Annotated in this window: 24 protein-coding genes; 13 read left to right on the top strand and 11 right to left on the bottom strand. The window is 68.4% G+C overall.

Translation table 11 applies throughout. From position 1 onward, the window contains the following. Nucleotides 1–85 precede the first annotated feature (85 nt). The 9 genes from QH470_RS26805 to QH470_RS26765 all read right to left on the bottom strand — a co-directional run bounded on the left by QH470_RS26805 (nucleotide 86) and on the right by QH470_RS26765 (nucleotide 9093). Nucleotides 86–841, bottom strand: coding sequence for an NAD-dependent epimerase/dehydratase family protein (locus QH470_RS26805; RefSeq protein WP_280275132.1), 756 nt, complete (start codon nucleotides 839–841; stop codon nucleotides 86–88). Next, a complete protein-coding gene (locus QH470_RS26800; RefSeq protein ID WP_280275131.1) occupies nucleotides 838–1566 on the bottom strand; it encodes a coenzyme F420-0:L-glutamate ligase in 729 nt (242 codons plus the stop codon). Before QH470_RS26800 ends, QH470_RS26805 begins: the two co-directional genes overlap by 4 nt. Continuing rightward, nucleotides 1563–2609 (bottom strand): glycosyltransferase family protein, encoded by a 1047-nt coding sequence (locus tag QH470_RS26795; RefSeq protein WP_280275130.1) that lies wholly within the window; start codon nucleotides 2607–2609, stop codon nucleotides 1563–1565. The genes QH470_RS26800 and QH470_RS26795 overlap by 4 nt, the downstream gene beginning before the upstream one ends. Beyond that, nucleotides 2606–3487, bottom strand: a complete 882-nt coding sequence (locus QH470_RS26790) for a hypothetical protein (RefSeq protein ID WP_280275129.1) — start codon at nucleotides 3485–3487, stop codon at nucleotides 2606–2608. The genes QH470_RS26795 and QH470_RS26790 overlap by 4 nt, the downstream gene beginning before the upstream one ends. Beyond that, nucleotides 3484–4710 (bottom strand): methionine adenosyltransferase, encoded by a 1227-nt coding sequence (locus QH470_RS26785; RefSeq protein WP_280275128.1) that lies wholly within the window; start codon nucleotides 4708–4710, stop codon nucleotides 3484–3486. The genes QH470_RS26790 and QH470_RS26785 overlap by 4 nt, the downstream gene beginning before the upstream one ends. Then, on the bottom strand, nucleotides 4658–5593 hold the full coding sequence (locus QH470_RS26780; RefSeq protein WP_280275127.1) for a Gfo/Idh/MocA family oxidoreductase: 936 nt from the start codon (nucleotides 5591–5593) through the stop codon (nucleotides 4658–4660). Before QH470_RS26780 ends, QH470_RS26785 begins: the two co-directional genes overlap by 53 nt. Further along, the gene (locus QH470_RS26775) at nucleotides 5590–6450 is read right to left on the bottom strand and encodes a sugar phosphate isomerase/epimerase family protein (protein ID WP_280275126.1); all 861 of its coding nucleotides are present in this window, start codon (nucleotides 6448–6450) and stop codon (nucleotides 5590–5592) included. The genes QH470_RS26780 and QH470_RS26775 overlap by 4 nt, the downstream gene beginning before the upstream one ends. Nucleotides 6451–7846: 1396 nt before the next feature. Beyond that, a complete protein-coding gene (locus tag QH470_RS26770; protein WP_280275125.1) occupies nucleotides 7847–8224 on the bottom strand; it encodes a DUF397 domain-containing protein in 378 nt (125 codons plus the stop codon). 5 nt (nucleotides 8225–8229) lie between these two features. Further along, a complete protein-coding gene (locus tag QH470_RS26765; protein ID WP_280275124.1) occupies nucleotides 8230–9093 on the bottom strand; it encodes a helix-turn-helix domain-containing protein in 864 nt (287 codons plus the stop codon). A 349-nt stretch (nucleotides 9094–9442) separates the two neighbouring features. On the opposite strand from QH470_RS26765, the gene QH470_RS26760 reads away from it, so the two are divergent. The 8 genes from QH470_RS26760 to QH470_RS26725 all read left to right on the top strand — a co-directional run bounded on the left by QH470_RS26760 (nucleotide 9443) and on the right by QH470_RS26725 (nucleotide 12806). After that, complete coding sequence (locus QH470_RS26760; RefSeq protein WP_280275123.1) at nucleotides 9443–9604, top strand: hypothetical protein; 162 nt, start codon at nucleotides 9443–9445, stop codon at nucleotides 9602–9604. Nucleotides 9605–9672: 68 nt separating this feature from the next. Continuing rightward, nucleotides 9673–10140 (top strand): hypothetical protein, encoded by a 468-nt coding sequence (locus tag QH470_RS26755; protein WP_280275122.1) that lies wholly within the window; start codon nucleotides 9673–9675, stop codon nucleotides 10138–10140. Further along, nucleotides 10137–10610, top strand: a complete 474-nt coding sequence (locus tag QH470_RS26750; protein ID WP_280275121.1) for a hypothetical protein — start codon at nucleotides 10137–10139, stop codon at nucleotides 10608–10610. The genes QH470_RS26755 and QH470_RS26750 overlap by 4 nt, the downstream gene beginning before the upstream one ends. A gap of 106 nt (nucleotides 10611–10716) precedes the next feature. Next, nucleotides 10717–10932 (top strand): cold-shock protein, encoded by a 216-nt coding sequence (locus QH470_RS26745; RefSeq protein ID WP_280275120.1) that lies wholly within the window; start codon nucleotides 10717–10719, stop codon nucleotides 10930–10932. A 4-nt stretch (nucleotides 10933–10936) separates the two neighbouring features. After that, nucleotides 10937–11149, top strand: a complete 213-nt coding sequence (locus QH470_RS26740) for a hypothetical protein (protein ID WP_280275119.1) — start codon at nucleotides 10937–10939, stop codon at nucleotides 11147–11149. 158 nt (nucleotides 11150–11307) lie between these two features. Beyond that, complete coding sequence (locus QH470_RS26735) at nucleotides 11308–11751, top strand: hypothetical protein (RefSeq protein WP_280275118.1); 444 nt, start codon at nucleotides 11308–11310, stop codon at nucleotides 11749–11751. A gap of 182 nt (nucleotides 11752–11933) precedes the next feature. Then, nucleotides 11934–12188, top strand: a complete 255-nt coding sequence (locus QH470_RS26730) for a TetR family transcriptional regulator (RefSeq protein WP_280275117.1) — start codon at nucleotides 11934–11936, stop codon at nucleotides 12186–12188. A gap of 78 nt (nucleotides 12189–12266) precedes the next feature. Further along, complete coding sequence (locus QH470_RS26725; RefSeq protein ID WP_280275116.1) at nucleotides 12267–12806, top strand: hypothetical protein; 540 nt, start codon at nucleotides 12267–12269, stop codon at nucleotides 12804–12806. Nucleotides 12807–13282: 476 nt separating this feature from the next. On the opposite strand, the gene QH470_RS26720 is transcribed toward QH470_RS26725, so the two are convergent. Next, entirely contained in the window at nucleotides 13283–14143 is an 861-nt protein-coding gene (locus tag QH470_RS26720; protein ID WP_280275115.1) for a helix-turn-helix domain-containing protein, read from the bottom strand. A gap of 842 nt (nucleotides 14144–14985) precedes the next feature. Here QH470_RS26720 and QH470_RS26715 point away from each other — a divergent pair. From QH470_RS26715 to QH470_RS26695, 5 genes are all read left to right on the top strand, one after another. Further along, nucleotides 14986–15681 (top strand): hypothetical protein, encoded by a 696-nt coding sequence (locus QH470_RS26715; protein ID WP_280275114.1) that lies wholly within the window; start codon nucleotides 14986–14988, stop codon nucleotides 15679–15681. A gap of 230 nt (nucleotides 15682–15911) precedes the next feature. Continuing rightward, on the top strand, nucleotides 15912–16616 hold the full coding sequence (locus QH470_RS26710; RefSeq protein WP_280275113.1) for a hypothetical protein: 705 nt from the start codon (nucleotides 15912–15914) through the stop codon (nucleotides 16614–16616). Between the two features lie 121 nt (nucleotides 16617–16737). Beyond that, nucleotides 16738–16959 (top strand): hypothetical protein, encoded by a 222-nt coding sequence (locus tag QH470_RS26705; protein ID WP_280275112.1) that lies wholly within the window; start codon nucleotides 16738–16740, stop codon nucleotides 16957–16959. Then, nucleotides 16956–18197 carry a cutinase family protein gene (locus QH470_RS26700; protein WP_280275111.1) on the top strand — a complete coding sequence of 414 codons (1242 nt, stop codon included), beginning with the start codon at nucleotides 16956–16958 and terminating at the stop codon, nucleotides 18195–18197. The genes QH470_RS26705 and QH470_RS26700 overlap by 4 nt, the downstream gene beginning before the upstream one ends. Further along, the gene (locus tag QH470_RS26695) at nucleotides 18194–20074 is read left to right on the top strand and encodes a lipase family protein (protein WP_280275110.1); all 1881 of its coding nucleotides are present in this window, start codon (nucleotides 18194–18196) and stop codon (nucleotides 20072–20074) included. The genes QH470_RS26700 and QH470_RS26695 overlap by 4 nt, the downstream gene beginning before the upstream one ends. 181 nt (nucleotides 20075–20255) lie before the next feature. Here QH470_RS26695 and QH470_RS26690 read toward each other — a convergent pair whose 3' ends face one another. Then, entirely contained in the window at nucleotides 20256–20642 is a 387-nt protein-coding gene (locus QH470_RS26690; protein WP_280275109.1) for a hypothetical protein, read from the bottom strand. Nucleotides 20643–20775 lie beyond the last annotated feature (133 nt).

Here is a 20775-nt window from a genome sequence, read left to right as displayed (position 1 = left end):
TGGCAGGCGAATGTCTTGCGTGCCGAGGAGTTGGCGTTGTGTACGTGTCCGGAAGGCATTCAATGTTTCGCACGGCTGGAAACAGCTAGCTGGCTGGGAGGTCGTGTTCTGCGAAGACGCCTCCTACGAACCGGTCGGGAAGTGGTTCGCCGGTGGTGTGTTGGTCGGTCCGGTCGGCTGGCTGGTAGTCGAGGCTGTCCCAGCCGGTGCGCGGCCACCATGGCTCGCTGGTGTCGGAGGTGCCGTAGATGGTGAGGAATGGTTGGGGTAGGGGGTGTGTGGCGGCGTTGTAGAGGAGGGTGGTGGCGTCGCGGGGGCTGAGCCAGGTGGCGTGGTGGCGGGGTTCGCTGGGTTGCGGTCGGTAGCTGCCGATGCGGATGGCGACGACGGTGAGGGCGGTTTTGTGGGCGTAGAGGTAGCCCAATGCTTCGGTGGTGACCTTGCTGACGGCGTAGAAGCTGTCCGGTGCCAGCGGCGATGCTGGGCTACCGATCGGGGTGAGGCCGGTGACGTGGTGGCTGCTGGCGAGCACGACGCGCGGTACGTGTTGGCGGCGTGCTGCTTCGAGTACGTGGTGGGTTGCGGTGATGTTGTGGTCGATCATCTCGGTGAAGGGGCCTTCTTGGGTGATTCCGGCGAGGTGGATGATCGCGGAGGTCCCGGCGGCGGCCTGTTCGACGGCGGGCAGCTCGCGTAGGTCGGCCTGGATGGTCTCGGCACCGGCCGGAGGACGCGGGAGGGGGCGTCGGTCGAGCAGGCGGAGGGGGACGCCGTGGTCGGTGAGGGTGGTGGCGAGGTGAGTGCCGATGGTTCCGGCGGCTCCGGTGATGAGCAGGGTCATGGTTGGTGGTGGAGCATGGTGGCGACGCCGTTGTCGTTGGGGGTGTAGGCGATGCCGCGCAGGATGGCGACGGGGGCGCCTCGGCCGCGTTGTCCGAGGATGATGCCTGCGGCGGCGGCGATGAGGTCGGTGAAGGTTTCTTCTTGCCGTTTGCCGTGGTGCTCGGTGACTCGCAGGGGGGTGATGCCGGCGGCGCCGAGGGAGATGACGGTGGCACCGCGGCGGTCGGCGCGGCCGTCGGAGTCGGCGATGATCACGGCGACGGCGGCACCGGTTGTGGTGGTCAGGGCGTCGCGCAGGGCGCGGGCGGAGGCGTCCGGGTCGGCGGGCAGCAGCCAGGCTCCGGTGGTTCCTGCGCGGTCGATTCCGGCGGAGGTGAGCTGGTAGCCGAGGGTGTGGGTGGCGATGATGGGGCCTCGGTCGGTGGCGAGGAAGTAGTCGATGGAGTTGTCCAGGATGAGTTGCACGATCGCGGCGGGTTTTCCGGTCGCGGCGGCCAGTTCCTGGGCGCGGGTGGTGGGGGTGATGGTGGCCAGGTCGATGTAGCGCTGCTCGGCGATCGAGACTGCCTTGCTGGCGACGACGATGATGTCGCCGTCGGCCAGCTCGGTGCCGGTGTGTGCGAGGACGTCGGTGATGGCCTTGGCCAGGTTGTCACCGGGGCGGATCTCGGGGAAGGGCTCGAGTGCGAAAGCGGTGAACCTGGAGGTCGGTGCGGCGGTCAACGGGGGGCTCCTGTGTGGATGAGTGCGTGGAGTCGGGTGTGGGCAGCAGCGAGCGTATCGGCCCGCTGCCGAGCAGACAGGTGCTGCCCGTGGGTGAGCCAGTCGCGCACGCGGCGCAGGTAGTGCGGCCACAGCTGGCGGGCGGCCTCGGCCGCCGGTGCGCCGGAACAGACTGTGCGCCAAGCCTGTTCGAGCGGTTCCGGCCACTGTGGCGTGTCTCTGACGGGTCGGGGCGTGACGGTGTCGAGTGTGGTGGTCATGGTGTGCAGGCGCGCGGCAGTGAGTTCCCGGTCGGCGGTGCGGTAGTGCGCGGGTGCGGTTGCGGGTGCAGCGGGTGCTGGCGGCCAGGTGGCGCACAGGTGCAGCAGCACGGGGACGGCGTGGTGGTAGATGGCGGGCAGGTGGGGGAAGGATCCGGCGTGCTGTTTCGGTTGCTCGACGCGGACGCTGGCGAGGGGGCCGGTAGCGGCAGCGGTCAGCAGGAGGAGGGCGTCGATGCCGTATCCGGCGGCACCAGCCGTGAGGTCGGCGGGCAACGCGGCGGTGGCGTGTACGGCGGCGGTGAGGGCGCGATAAGAGACGGCGAGGTCGCCGGCGAGGGGTTGGGGGATGTCGTGGCCGGTGGTGGCGGCGATCAGGGGTCGGGCGAGGTGGTTGGTGAGGTTGGCTTCGTCCCAGTGGCGCGGGTAGTCGGCGATGGCGAGAGCCGCGCCGTCGCGCACGCGCTGGATGAGGGCGTGGTAGAGGCGGGGGTCGGGGTTGCGGGTGTCGGTGTCGGCGATCAGTACCACGTCGGCGGCGGCGGTTTCGGGTCGGCGGGCCGCGGCGAGGATCTGGGCGCCTTTGCCTCGCGTCAGCCCGGTCAACGGCAGCGTCGCTGCCCGGGTCGCCGTGCGGGCGAACCGTTCGGCGGTCGTGGGGGTGTCGGAGGAGTCGGCGTGCACGATGACCGCGTCGTCGTCGAGGGCGGTGTCGACGGCTTCGGTGACGGCGGTGATGGTGGTGGCTTCGTTGCGGCTGGGCAGGATCGCGGCGAGGGTCATGCGGCGTCGGCTTCCTGGGCGAGGAGGTCGGCGGCGTGGCCGGGGTCCGGTGCGTAGAGGTAGTCGAACCGGCAGCGGGTGAGCCGGGTCAGCAGCTGGCTGCGCCAGCGGGCCAGCGCCGGGGTGTCGAGAGGCCATACCGGCCCGTACGGGATGTCGGTGAGGCCGCTGATCGGGGTGGGCAGTCCGGAGATGTAGCGGGCGAGGTTCTCGTGCAGCCGCAGTTGCTCGTTCACCGACACCGGTGTCGCCGTGGTGAGTGACGTGGCGGTGAGAGCTGGGTGTACGGCCAAGCGCACGATCCATGCCAGGGGTGCGGGGCCGGTGGCGAACGGTTCGAGGGGGTGCTGGGGTTTGGGGTCGAGGGGATGGTGCGGGTCGCGCAGGGCGGCGGTGGGCTTGCCCGGCCACACCGTCACGCTGCCGCTGTCGTCGTCGCCGAGGACGACCAGGTCATCCCCGGCGTGGATCCAGCCACGCGCGGCGAGCGCGAAGGCGGTAGAGGTTTTACCGGCACTCTTCGCGCCGAGTAGCAGCACTGCCCGACCGGCGGGGGTGTGCAGGGCGGTGGCGTGCACGGTGACCCTGTGCTGCTGCTGGCGGACGCGTTCCAATGCGGTGTAGGTGACATACGCCAGGGTGTCCGACGCTGCGGCGACGGCAGGCAACCGGAGATGGACGGTCCCGCGGTCGGTGGTGACCTCGGCGGTGCCGAGGGCGATCGTGACAGCGACCGGGCCTATGTGGGTGACGTCGTCGTGCAGTGACCAGCCGCCCGGCAGGTAGCGGTGGGTGTGGCGAGCTGCGGTCGTGTCGGTCCGGTCGGGCACCGCGACGGGGGCGGACACGTATCCGGTGGTGAGATGCTGGGTCGTCATCCGGTCACCGGGCCGAGGTCGTCGAGGAGCTTGTCGAAGGGTTCCACGTGCGGCAGGTAGCGGCCGGTCAGGAGGTCATCGAGCCAGTCGGTGCGGGCCAGAGTGGTGCGCACCAGCTCCTCGGTGTCGCCTGCCGGTGCCGGGCGGGTGGTGGTGATCTGGATCGAGGCGGGCTGGTCGTAGGGTGCCCCGTTGCGCCACAGCAGACCGATCCGGCACGGCCCGAACCTGGCCGCGATCGCGGCGGCGGCGGTGTCGGCGAGCCAGCCGCCGACCTTGCCGACGTGGTAGACAGGGTTCTTCCCGAACGTCGCCTCGTTGCCCGCCCCGTGCGCGCCGCTGATCACGCCGGTGCGGGCGTTGCCGCGTCCGACGAGGCCGTCCTCGCCGTAGTCCACGGCCGAGCCCGACAGGGTGAAGTACTGGCCCGACAGCGGGCCGATCCGGCTGCCGCGCGTATTGCACACCACCGACACCCGGCCCGGCAGCCGCTGCTCCAAGAGGGTGGTCAGCTCTGCGGCGGCGGTGGTGACGGCGTCGTCGAACTCTGCCGCGGTCGTCAGATGCCCGGCGAGTGCGGGCACGCACACTGTCACGGTCCAGTCCTGGTCGCGGCGGACCGCGAGAGCTTTGATATCGCTACCCGCCCAAGGGGATTGGCGGAAGAACGCTTCGGTGAGCAAGGTGATGGTTTCGGTCGCGGTGCGTGGTGCGGTGCCGACGAGGTAGGCGGTGTCGTTGGAGAACGCGCGGGGCCGCTCGGGCAGATCGGCCAGCGAGCGCGGCGCGAACCAATGCGGGAACTTGCTCGAATCGGTCGTCTCGTGCCGGAACTCCACCCGCATCCGGTCGAACCCGGGCAGCGCGGCACGCAGCTGGTCGACGGCGGCCTGTTCGAGGATCTCCTGCACCGGTAGCAGCTGTCCGGCGAAGCTGGTGGAGGTCCGGCCGCCGAACACCACCCGCAGCGGCCGGTCGTAGACGCCGTCGGTGTCGGTGAAGACGGCCCGGCCACCCAGCACGGCGACCTTGTCCAGGTTGTGGTGCAGCACCGCGCCCGCTACGGACAGGCAGTGCTGGCTGTAGCGGATCGAGGCGAGTTCGGCGATCGCGTCGGCGAGGGTATCGGGGTGCCCGACCCCTTTGCGTTCGACGACCTCGACGGGCGCCTCAGCAGCCAGCGGCACTCGCGGCCCGGATGACATGGGCGTCGCGGTAGACATGGTCGATCACCTCCAACGGACGCCGCAGCGCCGACAGCGGAAACAAGCACGGGTGCGCCGGGCGGCCGGCAGCAGTAGCGAGGACCTCGGTATACAAGCGACGCCGCAGCTGCTGGTGTGTCGGCGCGGCGCTGATCGCGCCGACACCGGCTTCGAGGTTGCGGCCTCGCACGCACACGCGCTGCCCGTCGGCGTAATGCAGGACGACCTCGTGGGACGGCGGACCGTGGTAGTCGACGCGCGCATCCACCTTGATGGTCTGTCCTCCCGCGAGGACGATCGAGGCGAGGACATGGTCCTCGGTGTCGGCGAGGCCGCGGCGATGGACCACGCGTGCGTCCACCGTCTCCACCTTGCCCGGCAGCAGGCGCAGCGCGAGCGCCAAGCCGTGGATGGCCTGCTGATGCAGCACCCCGCCCGCCGTGGCGAACCGTCGCCGCCACCCACGGAAATACGCCGGGTCGCGGCGCACCGCCAGCGACACCTCCGCTCGCACAACGTGTCCGGGCCCGGCGAGCAGGTCATCGAGACCGGGTGCGAAATGCGGTTGAAAGGCCACGAAGACTCGCTCGTCACCGGCACGAGGTTCCAGCACTTCCGCATCGATCACGACCGGTTTCTCGACCACCACCGCGGCCCCGGTCGCCGCCGCGCCCCGGGCCGCGACCAAGGCGATACCCGGCGGTGTCGCCACCACCACCAGCTCCGCCGCCACCACCTCCAGCGCCGCCTGCCACGACTCGAACAGCGGTACCCCGGCCGGAACCGCAAGTCCCGGTGCAGGATCGGCCACACCGACCACAGTCACCCCGGGAGTCTCGGCGAGTGCCGACAGATGTTTGGCGCCGACCTCGCCCGCACCGACAACAAGCACTCGCGTCACTCCGGCCTCCCCGGCACCGCCGCACGAAGGAACGCGGCTCCCGTGGCCAGCGCCTCGGCTGGGCGGTCACGCACGTGGGTCTCCAGCGCATACGGCAGCCGGTCACCAGCACCGCGCAACACCGGCAGCACCTCACCGTAGGGGACCACCCCCGTCCCGGCCGGACAGAACACCCTGCCGCCGTCAGCGTCGAGGCGGTAATCCTTCACGTGCACGTAGCCGACGTATGGTGCCAACGCCTGCACGGTCTCGGGCGTGGTCTGACCGACCTCGTGCAGGTTCGCGATATCGAGCCACAACCCGAGCCCCTGCTCGTGGTAGCGATCCAGGACCTCCAGCAGGGGCTCGGCGTGGGCGACCGTGCACACCGGTTCGTTCTCCAGCAACAAAGTCCGTCCGGCCCGCGCAGCCATGCGCAAGGCGGCAGGCAACAGTGGGTCCCCACCGAATTGCTCGGTCGCGTACGCCTCCACCCGCAAATGCGAGAAGATCCGCACGATCGGCGCGCCCAGAAGCGTGGCCGCCTCGATCGCCCGCTCGACCCACGCCAGCCGATCCGCGTGCGGGACACGGGTGGGGAAACCGAAGCTGTCCACCCGTCCCGGCGTCGCGTCCGGACGGCACCACTTCCACAACGGCGACGCCAACGCCGCCACTCGCAAACCACGCTCGTCGGCCAAAACCCGGATACGCCGAATCCGTTCGGGCGGAAGCGTTATCGCGTTGGCACCCTCAGCAGTACGGATCTCCAGCCGGTCGATACCCAGCCGCACGGCCAAATCCATACCCACACTCGGATCCGGACCGAGCTCATCCGGATTGAGCACCACCACCACCGGCGCCGAGCGAGTCTCCACAGTCGATCCCCTCCTTCGAAAGCCGAAGCCGCGCATGCTGGTTCCAGGCTTGCGCGGCCCAATCCAGGAACCCGAATAGAAGTCCCCCGCAACGCATCTCCCACATGAACTGCGATAAGAGATACACCAGACCACCGACAACATCCCGGAACTGCACACGCGCTCAGCCGCGGTACCGGAACATCCGCAGATCAGCCGGACGCGGCCCCGTGCGAACGATGGTGCGCCGGGATTGCTGACGGAACAGGGCTCACTTCAGAGCTTTCCGGCCGTAAGCTGACGGCTCAACTCCAATCACGCGGGCGGGGGCGGAAGCGTTGGCCGATGATGAAGAGACGCGGCGTTATTGGCGGACTGCGGGTGCTGTTGGTCTGCTCTCGGTCGCAGTCGCGCTCGGCGTAGGGATCTACAACCATCCACCGAGTGGTGATTCTGCTGCGAGTGGCCCCCACGGTACCGGTGGCGGGGTGACCGCCAGCCCGACCGTGGGGGCCGCCGCCACCGTTGGATCGCAGGATGATTTCGTCGCGGCCCTCCCGAGTCGGCTCCGGAACTCGACAGGATGCAGGCCCGGGTCGGAAGCTCCCGCTACCCTTTGTGTCATTCAGACGACGCCGGACACTGACCGCCTGTTCACACAGGCTTACCCGCGCATTCGAGTCTTCGCCGGGCACCTGCTGCCGAATCAGCCCCCACTTCAAGCGGACGACTGCGGTGGCGGCAAGGCATCTGCCCGGGGTGCAGACGCGGAGACCTGCTTCAATGCGGCTGAGAAGCATCTCCGGTACTACAACCGCCGTACTGGATTGAGTCTTCTCATTGGGGATTTCGACGACGAGAGCAATGGCCTGGCCTATCTGACATGGGCCGGACTCTGATTTCATCTGCCGCGCCAGAGTCACCGGGATGCCTTTTCGTTCAGTTGGCTTCATCGAGTTTGCTGGTGAGCCAGCTCAACGCCACCCGGGCGCGCATCCTCCCCGACTGCTGGCTCTGCGCCACAACTATTCTCGTCTAGCTAGCTTCAACTAGCATCGGCCGCGCGGTGGCCGCCTTCCGCGATTTCGGATCGGCTTCCGCCTCTGCCTAGCTTCGAATTGGAATTAGCGGCCCATTCGGATCGGCATGGGTGCGCCCGGATCCGTTCGTGTAGGGTCTCAAAAGTCGTGGCCACTGCCAAGCCGCTGACCTGCAACTTCTAGGCAGTCTCACATGGTGGCCATCGCGGTCTGTCTCAGAACTATGGCCAATCCTCATGCCGCACACGATGATCGGGTCACCACGCGGGGCCGCTACCTGCGGAGTCTCACGCCGGTGGCCAACTGGCCAAGTCGTGGCCAATCATTCTGAGATTTGGCCACGACTTCTGAGAACCTACAGTTCGGGAGCGGTTGTATCAAGCTGCGGCGAATTCGCCTTCTCGAACTCCAGCGGTGAAGGCGTCCCACTCGTCCGCCGTAAAGGTGAGTGTGGTGCCGTCCTGGGCACGCACGGACACCTGCCCGGTCGGGTGCCGAAGGATGACAGGTTGATCGCTGCGGGCATCGGCCTTGTCGACGGCTGCGGCCGCGAGGAAGCTGTCCCAGTACTCAGCCTTGAGCGTGATCAGAGGCTGTGCGGCTGGATCGTTCGCGGGGTCACGGAGGTACTTGCTGTCGCGCAGGTGAACGAAATCGCCGTCGAACCGTACCTCGACACAGTTGGGGCCGTCGTTGGACTTGGACGACTTGAACCAGCCGTGTCGCGGGCTGTTGACGGTGTCGGTGACGCTCATACTTTTCAGGCTATCCCATCTGCTTTTTGCTGAATGAGGCTCAAAGACTCAGCTCGGCTCAGTGCCTCTTCGTGCTGCTGGCCGTAGATGATACGAAGCTCGCGGACCCTGGTCGGATCTTCGATGATGCCGTGGGTGGCAACGGATTCGTGCCAAGCCAGCGTGGGCAGCACGGGGCTGGCGAAGTCGATCAGGTGGAACGGTGAACCGCTGAGGATGGGGCGTTTGGTCGCGGAGAACGGCACGATGCGGATGTCGACCTTGGCCTGATCGTCCTGGGTAACCCGGATGAGGTGGTGCAGCTGCTCGCGTAACACTTCGGGCCCACCGGTTTGTTGGACGAGGGCAGCCTCGTGGATGACGGCGGTGAGCTGAAGGGCGTCTTCCCCGGTAAGGCGTTTCTGCCGGCGCATCCGCGCCTCGATGTACCGTTCGGCGTCGACGGGGCGAATGCGGGCTATATCCGACGTCATCACCGCCCGTGCGTAGTCTTCGGTTTGCAGCAGACCCGGGATGAGTAGTCCTTCGTAGCTCTGCACTGCCTGTGCTCCGTGTTCGAGTCCGAACAGTCGCCGGTTCTCGTCGCTGAACAGACCGGAGTACTCCGACCACCAGCCACGGCCACGGGCCTCGGCTCGCAACGCGCGCAGGTCTTCCTGCTCGTCCGGGCTGATTCCGAACAGCTTGAGCATCGCATCGAAGTGGTCGTCGGTCAGGGCCCTGCGGTCGCTCATGATCTGCCACCAGTGGTTACGGGAGATCTTCAACGCCTTCGCCGCGGTGTCGACATCGATCCCGAGGTGCTTGCGCCACTCGTTGAGCCGGAGGGTTAGTTCCCATCGGGCAACCGTGGGTGACGTGGGTGCCATCGAGTGCTCCTTTCGCCGAGTTCGTTGCGATCCTACCGCTCTGACGGGTGAACAAAGATTGTGCATGGGTGTTGTTTTGACAACTTGTCAGATGTACCGTCATCCGTGTATTCGGTCATGTTTTCAGACAGGTACGAAACACAGTACGCACGGGAGAGGGTCTGCCCATGTCCGTACAGGTAGAAGGCACGCGAGCCACGATCAGCGACTCGCCCCGGGCGCCCAGCCATGCCGCATCGCGATGCGGTCGCCGGGCCAACAAACACGCCATGCCGCAAACCTCGCGTCTCGTTGTTCGACGTTCCGTAGATGACTCGTCCACGACTGGAGAGCGGTCATGGAATGTCACATGACGGTGCAGCTCGACGAAGGCGAGCCCCTGCATTTCCGTGCCGAGCGGGCGGTGGCCGAGGCATTCGCTGCGGCTGCGGCGTATCTGGCGCGGGTGAGCATCGACGACCGCGTCGATGCCTGGATGCCGTTGATGCCCTACCAGCAGCTGTGGCTGTAGCCGCCGTAGCCTCCCGTGCCCCTGTCCCGAGGCCGGGTGTTTGTCGGAATCGAGTGAGGAGAAAGTAGATGAGTACTACCACGATGATGTCGCATGCCGAGGCGGCTGGGCTGGCTGAGCAGCGGTGCGGCGTGTATCGAGATCAGCTGGGCTGGAACACCATTCGCGACAGTCAGACGGGCGCGATCGTGTTGCGTGCGGATCGGCAGTGGGCGGTTCTCGTCCCGAAAGCCCTGGGTGTGCGGGTGAGAACGCGGTTGCGGGAGCGGCCCGCGCCGGTGTTCTCGATCGATCGCACGGTGTGGGTGTTCATCACCGGTGTCCCGGGCCGGTGGGTGGATACGGCGGAGGTGTCGGTGTCGTTGACGCGGTTCGGTGCGGTGCCGGTGCTGCCCGGGTCGACGGTGGCGTTGCCGACCCCGGGCGATCGCCGCCGTTGCTGGCTGGACGTACCGGGCCCGCCACGGGTGCTGCCGTCGTTCGGCGTGGTCGTCGACGCGGTGCTGGCGGCGGGGGAGGCGGGGAGGTGGCCATGACCGATCCGGTGGGCCGGTCGACGATCAACTGGCAATTCGAGCCGCCGTGGCTGGAATGGGTGACCCGCAAAGACGACCGCCTGGAGACTTTTCTCGCCGACGATGTCGCGGCGATGCCCGCCGATCTCTGGTCGAGCACCGGCCTGCAGCACGCCGAACGCACTCTGCTGCAACGGTTTCCCGGCATCACTGCCGATGCCGATACCGGGGACGAGGTCCTGACCCGGTTCGGCTGCTACCTGGGCGAGGTGTTCGTGCGTGCGTTGCAAGGCTTTTGGCTCAACGACCCGTTCCCGTATGCGAGCCCGCGGGCGACGGTCCGGTTCGTGTACACCGATGCCCGCATCGCGGTCTACGACGAGGTCGTCCTGGCTCTGCATCACCGCACCGGCACCCGCTGGAGCGACCTGCACACGGCGCTGTCCGGGCGCTGCGCGGCCTGGTGGGAATCGGGCCACAGCAGCCGATAAACCCGGCCTGATCCATTCCACCGCGCGCTGATCATCGTGATCTGCACGTACCCCGCCCATGCCTATTAAGTCCCTGGAAATCGAAGGAGAAGGAGGCGACGGACTCGTGAACGAGGGAGTCGTGAAGTTTTTCCATCAGCAGAAGGGTTACGGGTTTATCCAGCGACCCGGTGAGCCGGATTTGTTCGTGCATTACACCGGGCTACGGGACAAGGACCCGTCCTGGATCTGCACGGGCCAGCGTGTCCGCTACGGGATCAAAGACGGGCTCCGGGGACCTGTCGCGGTTGACGTCCACCGCGCCGAGGCACCGCCAACCTGACCCTGTGACCGGTGGAAAGGAGGTGATCTGGGTGGATTCCGCTGCGTTCGTGCATGCCGACGGCTTGCTGGCCGAGGTGCTGTGCCGGGCCCGGTTGATCGGGCTGACCCCGTCACGCGCGGAAGAACTCTGCTGGGTCCACCGCAGCCATCCTCCCGACGAGTGCCTCGTCCGTCTCGCTGCCCTGGTTCTGCTCGACGAAACCCACCAGCAATAAGCCCGGTCGGCTTTCGCCGTTGATATTTCCCGGTCACTTCTGCCTTCCCCGGAAAGGATTCGATACCGATGCAGCCTGTCTATTCGTCCCCGGTGTATGAAGCGCGATTCGGTTTCACACCGAAAGGCACATTACTTCTTCTGTTGTCGGCTGCGTGCATGATCGCGGCGGTCGCGGCGACGGGAACGCCTGCGCTGCTGCGGGTTCCGATGTTCATGCTGGCCGCGTTCGCGACGCTGACTGCGGCGGCGACGATGACTTCGCCGCTGGCAGCGTTGCGTGTCGATGCCGAGGGCATCATGCTGGGCGGCAACCCGGTGTGGCGCTACCAGGCGAGCACCGTGATCGTGCCCTGGAGCGAGATCACCGGCATCGTGCTCTACACCCCACGACTCCGGCCACGCGGCACACCCTCCTGCATCAAGGTCCTGCACGACCGGACCCCGGCCCCGGACCCGGGTGCCACCATGCCGCCGTCCGAGGCGGCACGGCGGGAGTGGGTGACCAGCCGCCGGGTCACCGGCTGGCGACTCGACCGCGCCCGATTCGTGACCGTCCTCGCCTGGCACGCGCCGCACATTCCCCTCGCCGACAGCACCTAGCCCGCCAGAACCCGCCCCACATCAGCGCCCAGGGACCGGGCCGGACGCTGGGAATCGCGGTGTATTCGAGTTGATTTCGAGGAGTCGACAGTCGATGACCCATCCTGCCCGCAGCGAACAGCAGCACCGCACCCGTGTGCTGGCTGCCGCCCGTACGGAGTTCCTCCGCCACGGCTACACCAATGCCAGTCTCGACGCGGCGGGCCGCGCGCGCCGGGCTGACCCGCGCCACCGTCTGGGCCCGCTTCCCATCCAAGGCCGCCCTCTACCTGGCGGTCCTCACCGACCACGCCGACGCCGCCTTCCAAGGCTTCGGCACGAGTGCCGGCGTGCCTGCGGACCTCGCGAGGACTTCTGGTGAGGTGGTGCGGCACTGCTCATCGGCAGCCACTGAAACTCGATGCGTGCCCGTGTATTTCGCGATCTCGACGGTGTAAGGCAGCCGCGAACGTCCGTGTCTGCAATGCCCTTTGCCTGCTATCAGACTGTCTGTGATGGGAATTGGTGAATCTTCGATGCCATCCACCTGCTCCGACCACATCTATGAAGTCCGCTTCGGGTGCACTGCGTCCGGCGTTCTGGGCGTCGTCGGGGCCGTGGCCGTCGCGGTGGTCACGATGGTCGGTGAGGCAGTACCGATGCGGTGGTTGATCTTCGCCTGCGCCGTGTGCGTCGCGGGCATCTTCCTGGCGATCATGCTGTCGCGGCAGGTCGCTTTGCGCGTCGACAGCGAGGGCATCACCCTCGGCGGTCGCGCCTTCTGGCGGTACCGCGCCACCACGGTCACGGTGCCGTGGCCCGAGATCATCGGCGTCGTGGTGTATTCGCAGTACCTGCCCTACGGTGCCCGGTTGTCCTACCTCGGCATCCAGCGACACCCCCGAGACACCGGCCCGCATGGTCGGCTGCAGGCTGCCGCCGTGCGGATTCTGGGGCTTGGTGGCGGACTGGATGCGGTGGCCGTGAGCAGGCCGATCATCGGCTGGCGCCTCGACCATGACCGGCTCGCCGCTGCCGTGCGCCACCACGCACCCCACGTAGCCGTGACCCTCTGACCTCTGGTCTTCGAGCGGGCTGGATTCCTCGAACGCCTCGCCGATCTCGAGCCTGCCCTCGGCCGCAGGATGGCCGAATCCGCGAGTACGACGAGCTGTTGCCGAGCCTGCTGGTGGTGCCATCGCGCACTGGGCGGCCCGAACCGCAAGGGAGAGTAGTGATCTGGTGACTCGTCGTGGCCCGGTTGGAACAGGAGTGGGTGAGGGCGGCAACGCTGTCGCCGCGTTGATCGCAGCGTCGTTTGTGGGGAACATCGTCGGCGAGCCGCTGTGGCGGCACTGCCCGGCGTGCCGCTGAGCCGGTGCACCACGTCTTCTGCATGGAGTCGGGGTCAGGCCCGTCGATCGACAGGCGTGATCCAGCCGAGCAGTCGGCGGGCCGACCGGCGGCAGCCTGTCCCGTGCAGGGGCGTGGGGCCGGTCTGGCGCGTGCCGTCGTCCCGAGAGGAATCGGTGACGGCGGCACCGCGCCCTGGTCAGGCCCCGGTCAGGTCGGGCGGTTGCAGGTGTGGGTCTTGGGTGCGCCAGGCGAGGAAGCCGCGGATTTCGGGGATGTCGCTGATGGCGGTGGTTTGCAGGGTGAATGCGTTGGGTTCGCGCGCGGTGGGGCAGCGCAGGCGGAGGGGGCGCTGTTCGTCGCGGCCGTAGGCGACGTCGATGCTGGTGTTCATGTGGTGGGTGAACAGCGGGTTGAGTGAGAGCTGGTGGTAGAGGCGGATCACCTCGGGGCTGGTGCGGTAGCGGGCGATCGTGCCGCGGAGCATGCCGACGAGCCATCGTCCCTCGCCCACGGGGTCGGCCAGCAGCGGCTCGGCCGGCGAGGGCGCGGGAGCGGGCGGCAGCGCCCATCGCGCGACGTTGCTTTCGGGGTGCAGGCCGGTGTCGGGCAGCATGTCGTAGAAGGTGTGGGTGGCGACGAGGATGTTCCAGGCCGGGTCGAGGAAGACCAGGGCCATGCCGTTGCCGCTGAGCTGGTGGAGCATGTGAAGCCGGTCGAAGGTGGCGGTCCGGTCGCGGAGTTCGGCGACCGACGGCAGCTGCACGGGCGGCAGCCACAGATCCCAGGTCATGCGGGCCTGCGCGGCGTCGAGGCGGTAACCGTCGATGAGCAGCTGCAGGGCTCGGCGGCTGGGGTGTAGCGTGCCGTACTCGATCTTTTTCAGAGAGTCGTAGCTGATGCCGGTGGTCTGTGCGCCTTGGAGGCGGGTCAAGTTGTGGTATTCGCGGACCTGACGGACCCAGCTGGCCAGGGTCATCAGGGCGTCGGTCTCGGGGTGTACCCCGTCGCGCTCGTGACGCTCGTCCGGGGCACCGGACCGATCGGAAGTGGTGTTCACTGTGGTCAAACCCCCTACAAATTGAGTCTTCCGCCCAGGATCGCCGGGCAGATAGGATGAAAGGTTGGTCCCCCCGAGACCACCTCATGATTATCAGACCTAGATCGCTGATGCAACGCTATTCCGGTTGAAACTTTTAGTAGCTGCTCCGTAGCCGAGTCGGCTCGATTCTGCTGCTTTGTGACGTGTCGCATGCGGTCGTCGTCCGGTGGGAAAAAATTTGCGTTGGTACTGCTGTTACCAATTCGTGGACAACGCGCAGGTCAGCAAATGTGCCCTCGATGGTGATTGCCCGTTGGTGTAGAAAATACCAGTTCAAAGGGCTAGCGCGGCAAGGGCTTCCGTGTATTGGATAGAGGTGTTCGGTTACTCACGGAAGGAATAATCTTGTGGATCCCTTCACTATCTTGTCGTTGATCAATATCGGAACATCGATCGCGGCCAACGTGGTCGCACTGGCGAACAACGCGATCGCGTTGATCGCTCCGCTCCTGCCACCCCTGTAATCAACTCCTCCTCATTGGTGGCTTCTGGCTGCGCATTCGCGCGGCCGGGTGCACCGCCCGGCGTGGAATGAACGCGCCTTCCCGAACTATTGCCGCTTTCCTGGAAAGGGCTTATTTGTCGTGCCGAAAACAGAAATTACCCCGTCATATTCGAGGTTGATCAAGCCTGCTGCCGGACTATCCGGGAGACGGTCTTCCCCGCGTCTTCCGGCCGATCGGAAACGGATGTTGTGGGTCCGGGTGATGGTCGCCGGAGCAGTGCCGGTGGTCATTGTCCTAGCGGCCCCCGGTGTCGCGTCTGCTGCCGATTCCGGGCCGGTTGCCAACCAGCCCGGGGTGACTGCGCCCGCGCAGCCAGGCACCCCGACCCCACTGCCGCCGCCCCCGGCGCCCCCGGCGCCGGAAGCGTATGTCGAGCAACCGGCCGCGGTGCGTAATGGGCCCGCGCCGAGGCCCGCACCGTCGCCGGATCCGGTGCCGCCGGTGCGGGTGGAGGAGCTGCATCTGCCGGTGCCGGTGGAGCCGGTCGCGCCGATCTCCGCGCCCCTTGACGAGATCCGGGTGGGGCAGTTCGCGGTGCCGTCTCCGCCGTGGCTGCCCGGCGAGGTCCGTGACGCGATCAATGGCACCGCCGCCACCGCCGAGGCCCAGGTCGCGACCGCGCTGGACTCGGTCGGGATTCCGGCGGGCCGCTCGGACCGGGTCGCCGGAGCCACGGCGGCCGGTGCCGGGATAGGTGGCGTGATCGGCGGCGCGGTCAGCGCGGCTCCGGCCGCAGCGGTCGGTGCCGTGGTGGGTGGTCTGGTCGGGGGTACGGTCGGCGGGATCGCCGGTGCCGCAGTGGGAACGGTCGTGGCGGTGCCCGTGATCGGGACCGTCACCTCGGGTGTGGCCGGGACCGCGCTGGGCGCGGCGGCCGGGGCGGCGGCGGGTGCGCTGATCGCCGGGTTGCCTGCGGCGGTGGCCGGGGCAGTGGCCGGTGGCACGGTGGGTGCCGGGTTCGGTGCCGCTGTCGGGGTCGACCAGCGATGAACATCCCCGAGACCAGTACCCCGGTCACCGCGGAGACTCGCGAGATCGTCGTGGGGCCCGGTGCGGTTCGCACCGGCACCGGTCTCGTAGGCCAGGAGCCCGAGCATGCCGGCGGTGGGCTAGAGGACGTGGCGAGCCCGGCCGGGACCCCGTCTGCGGCCCCGTGGCCTCGGTTGTCCTCGGCCGATGCCCGGGAGCTGACCGACCGGATCCGGATCGGCGTCGAGCCGGTGTGGGAGCTGGTCAAGCAGGCGTATGTGTCGCGGGCGTGGTCGGTACTGGGCGACGACTCGTGGGACGACTACTGCACCCGGGAATTCGGGAACAGCCGGTTGCGGCTGTCACGCGAGGAACGGTCCGACGTCGTCGCCTCCCTGCGCGAGATCGGCATGAGCACCAGGGCCATTTCGGCAGCAACGGGGAGCGGTGCCACAACGGTGCGGCGGGAGATTTCCGGTGCGCCGAATGGCGCACTTGGAACGGTCACTGGATTGGATGGCAAAGCGTATCCGCCGAAACCGACTGCGCGGCAGCAGGAACAGGTGGGCAAGCGGGGGCCTGAATCGCGTCCGGCTCGGCGGCGTCCGATCACGGATGCGCTCTTCGGCGCTGCCTACACCTTGGCCCGAGACACCGTGCGCATCGCGTGCCTGGCTGCCGACGCCCGGTTCGCGAAGAACTCCGGTCGAATCGCTCGCATCCATCTCAATGACCTGGTCCACGCCCGCGACGCGGTGCAGCAGGTCATCGATCGACTGCCCCGAAGAACAGCGATGGAGCCCCCTGAGCCCGAATCGGCGCTACGCACCGAGGTCGCCGCCGTGGACGCGGCGGCGAAGCGGTGGCTGCTGCGCAACCTCAACAATCGCGTTTGCAACTGCCCCGAAACGCGCGCTCACCCGCGCCAGCTTCCCGAAACCGAAATAGGCACCTAACGCACTTGCCCTGTCCCCGTACATATCTCGCGGGCACTGGCCCTGCGGGTCAGAACAAAGCCGCCGGGCGCGCAGTACCGGCGGCCTCGATAAATCACCCATTCGCAAGGAGCACAGCACTATGGCTGACGAGATCGAGAAGATCGTGACGACCACACTGGTCCCGGTTATTGGGGCTCCGCCGCTGATCGTGCGCGATGTCAGCGAGAAACCGAAACGGCAGAGCCTTCAGGCGCAACACGGTCCGAAGCCGCCCCGCAACATGAGTGATCGGCAGACCGAATTCGCCACTGTCGCAGTCGATCACGACAACGCCATCGACGACACCGAGGTGCCGCGGTGAGCACCTCCCGGTCCCGCACCCGCCGCGCCGCAGTGTTGCTGACAGGTCTGGCGGTCGGCGCCGTCGTGTCCGGACCGGCCGCAGCCGCACCGCCTCCGGCCGATCCGGGATGTCCGGTGCTGTGGGTGCTCGCGGTACAGGGCACCGGCCAGTCCTCCCCGGCCGCGAGCCGCACCGACGACACCGGTGTCCTCGGCGCACTGCTGGGCCCGGTGACCGCGGCGGCCCCGGCAATGGTGCAGCACACCTACATTCCGTACCAGGCCGGGTTCGGTGGTCTTCCAGGTGCCGGTGGTGGGCCGGAATCGTATGCCGCCTCGGTCGCTGGCGCGGTGACCGAACTCGGCACCACCGCCGCACAGATCGTGGACCGGTGTCCGGCCACCGAGCTGGCGATGGTCGGGTATTCCCAAGGCGCGCAGGTCATTTCGCAAGTTGCGCGAGCTATCGGTGCCGGGGACGGGCCGGTCCCCGCCGACCGGGTCGCCGCGATCGCGCTGTATGCCAACCCCGAACGCCGCTCCGGCACTCAAGTGTTCCCCGGGCGGCCGGGCCAGATCACACCGGACCCTGTTCCGGGCAGCTCCGGCAGCGCGGTCTCGACGGTGCAGCTCACGCTCGCGCCTGCGTCCGGGAGCGGTATCGCCGCCGACGACGCCGAGTACGGGCCGCTGACCGGGAGGGTGGCCGACATCTGCGTCGACGGGGACCTGGCGTGCTCGGCCCCCGAGCACACGGCACTGCTGCGGGCCGGCGCGCTGCTCGCCGCGCAAGCCGACCTGTCGAACCCGGTCGCCGCCGTGGCCAGTCTGCGGCAGGCCCTGTCGTCGGCGTTGGGTTCGGCCTGGACCACCGTGGTGCTCGACGACGTCACCGTCAACTCCGCCACGGTCGACTACAGCCCTCAGGCGCCGTTGTCACAGCGGCTGATCGATGCCGCCGACCCGCGTATCCCTGCCCCGGCACCCGAACGGGTGCACGAGGCGCAGACGCACTGGAACCAGATCGCGGCCACCGTCACCGCGCACCCGGGTGAGCTGGTGAAGCTGGCGGGCCAGTTGTCTGCGGCCTGGGGGCTGCTGGTCGCCGACAACGGCGACCTGGCGGATCCGGCGGTGTGGGCGCGCATGGCCGCCACGGCGGCCTTCCATCAGGGCTATGCCGCCACCGGCCAGCTCGCCTCCGGCATCGCCTGGCTGGTCGCCCTCGTCCACGACCTCAGCGAAGGACCACGATGACGAAGAACTCCACCACCACAACAACTTCCGACATCACCACCGTTGCTACGACGACCGACGTCGGCTTCTACACTCCGCCCGCATTGACGAGAAAGCATCGGCTCGGGGAGATTCTGCGCCTGCGTCCCACCGCGACCCCGAATCTCCAGGGCGCGGGCGCGGCCTGGCAGATCCTGTACGTGTCCCGCGACTCCCGGGGCAATCCGATCCCGGTGTCGGGCACCGTGATCACTCCCGACGGCGCCCGGGACCTCGGCGAGGGGCCAGTGCTGCTGTACTACCCGAGCTTCCACGGCCTCGGCGGCAACTGCGCCCCGTCCCAGTTGCTCGCCGCGGGCACCGAATTCGACGCTGGGCAGATCAGCGCGGCCCTGGCCCGGGGCTGGGCGGTCGCGGTCGTGGACGGGGAAGGGCTCGGGGTGCTCGGGCAGGGCCCCCACACCTTCCTGGCCGGGTGCGCGGCCGGGCAGATCATCCTCGATATGGCCCGTGCCGCTGTCCGGATCCCTGCGCTGGGTGCGGTCGGCGCGCCGATCCTGGTGTGGGGCTACGGCGACGGAGGCCGCGCCGCGTGCTGGGCCGCGGGCCTGCAGCCCCGCTACGCGCCGGAACTGGACCTGCGCGCGATCGCGGCCGGGGCCGTAGTTACAGATCAAACCCAAAGCATCTGTGCCACAAGACAATCTGTCCGATCTTCACGGAGGTTTCCCATGTCCGACTTCTACAGCGCACCGGTCCTCGCGCCGAGTTGCCTGCCCGGGGATCTGCTGCGGAGCCGCCCGACGTTCGTGCCGCAGCTGGCGGGCGCGGGAGCGGCCTGGCAGATCCTGTACGTGTCCACCGACTCCCGAGGCCGGTTGATCCCGGCCTCGGGCACGGTCATCCTGCCCGACACCGACATCAGCACCGACACTGCCGGTGCCGATTCCGCGGTGGGTCCGGGTGCGGGTGGGCTGCTGGTGTATTACCCGGTCTTCTACGGTCTCGGGGGCCGGGCGGCCTCGCAGATGCTGGCCGTGGGGGACGAGCCCGACAGTGTGGAGATCGCCGCGGCGCTGGCGCAGGGCTGGATCGTGGCGGTACCGGACGGGGAGGGCCTCGGGGTCACCGGCTCCGGCCCGTACACCTTCCTCGCCGCGCGTGCCGGTGGGCAGATCGTGCTCGACCTGGCCCGCGCCGCCCACAACGTCCCCGACCTCGACTCCGGTGGCCGCGAGGCGCCGTGGATGCCGGTGGTCGCGTGGGGGTACGCCGACGGCGGCCGGGCAGTCGCGGCGGCGGGCGAACTGCACCGGCGGTACGCGCCGGAGCTGGACCTGCGGGGCATCTGCGCGGGCGCGGTCGCCTCGGACCTGGCCGCGCTGGCACCGGCCACCAGCAGCGGACAGTGCGGGCCACTGGGGCTGGCCGCCCTGATCGGGCTGTCGCGGGCCTACCCGCACCAGCGGCTGCGTCACCTGCTGACCGACGAAGGCCAGCAGGCCGCCGCCGACGCTGAAACCCTCGGCGACGTCGAGCTTTTCGACCGCTACCCGCAGCCACTGTCGCACTGGTGTGTGCGTGTGGATCCGTGGAACGACCCGATGTGGCGCACCGTGCTCGACTACGAACGCCTCGTCCACGCCGCCCCCACTGTGCCGCTGCACCTCTACCACGGCCACACCGACCACATCGTCCCGGTCCGCGCCGGACTACGCACCCTCATCGCCTACCGCCGACGCGGAGCCCACGTCACCTGGCGCGAGTACGACTCCGGACACGCCGGCACCGCCCTCGCCGCCATCGACGACGTCCTCGACCGCCTCGCCCACAACCTGATCCGCGTATCGAACCCCGGCCCCGTGATCGACGCGCCCGCGCCCACCGTGCAGTCGTGACCGGCCAGATCGCTTACGCCACTGCACTTTTCGATCCCCCTGCGCAGGGAATGCTCGACGAGCCGACCATTCACCCATAGACCCCTTCGGGGGACCCTGCCCGCGCTCCGCTAACCCCGACCAGCGGACGCGGGCAGGCCCCGAAGCACAACCAGCAAAAGTGGAGGTGAAACCAGTTGCCTCACAACATGTCCGGCGAAGGCGACATGTGGGACCCGCCCCGCGACCCCTCGGACGCTGACCAGCCCGTCGAGGTCGATCTGGGTGCGGGCAGCGGCGGTGCACCCGAACCGGCTCCCGGCACCGCGTGGCTGGTGAGCCCGCCTTCGCCCGGCGACGAGCCGAGCCTGCCTCCCGGGCGCAGGCCCGGCGGGGTGCGCCGGGTGCCGCTGCGGGCCTGGGCCGGGCTCGCCGCGGTCGCGGCGGTGCTCGTGGGTGTGGTGGCCGCTGTGCACGCCCCGCACCGCCCAGTAGGCGGCGGCACCGGCGCGGTGACCGCCTCCACGGTGGATTCGGCGGCGTCGGTCGCTGCGGGGGCGTGTGCGGGGCTGTCGGGCACAGTGGTCACCGACGACCCCGGGGACCCTGCCACGGTGGCCCGGGGGGTGGGGGCGGTGGGGGGGGGGGTATTAACCCCCCCCGCGGCCGCGGGCGCCCAGAACGGGATAGCCCCCCGAGCCCGGGTGACCCCCCCAACGCCC

The organism is Nocardia wallacei (assembly GCF_029868745.1).
Classification (GTDB): Bacteria; Actinomycetota; Actinomycetes; order Mycobacteriales; family Mycobacteriaceae; genus Nocardia; species Nocardia wallacei_B.
Note: the sequence above shows the minus strand (reverse complement) of the source record. Positions and strands in the feature narration are given on the sequence as shown.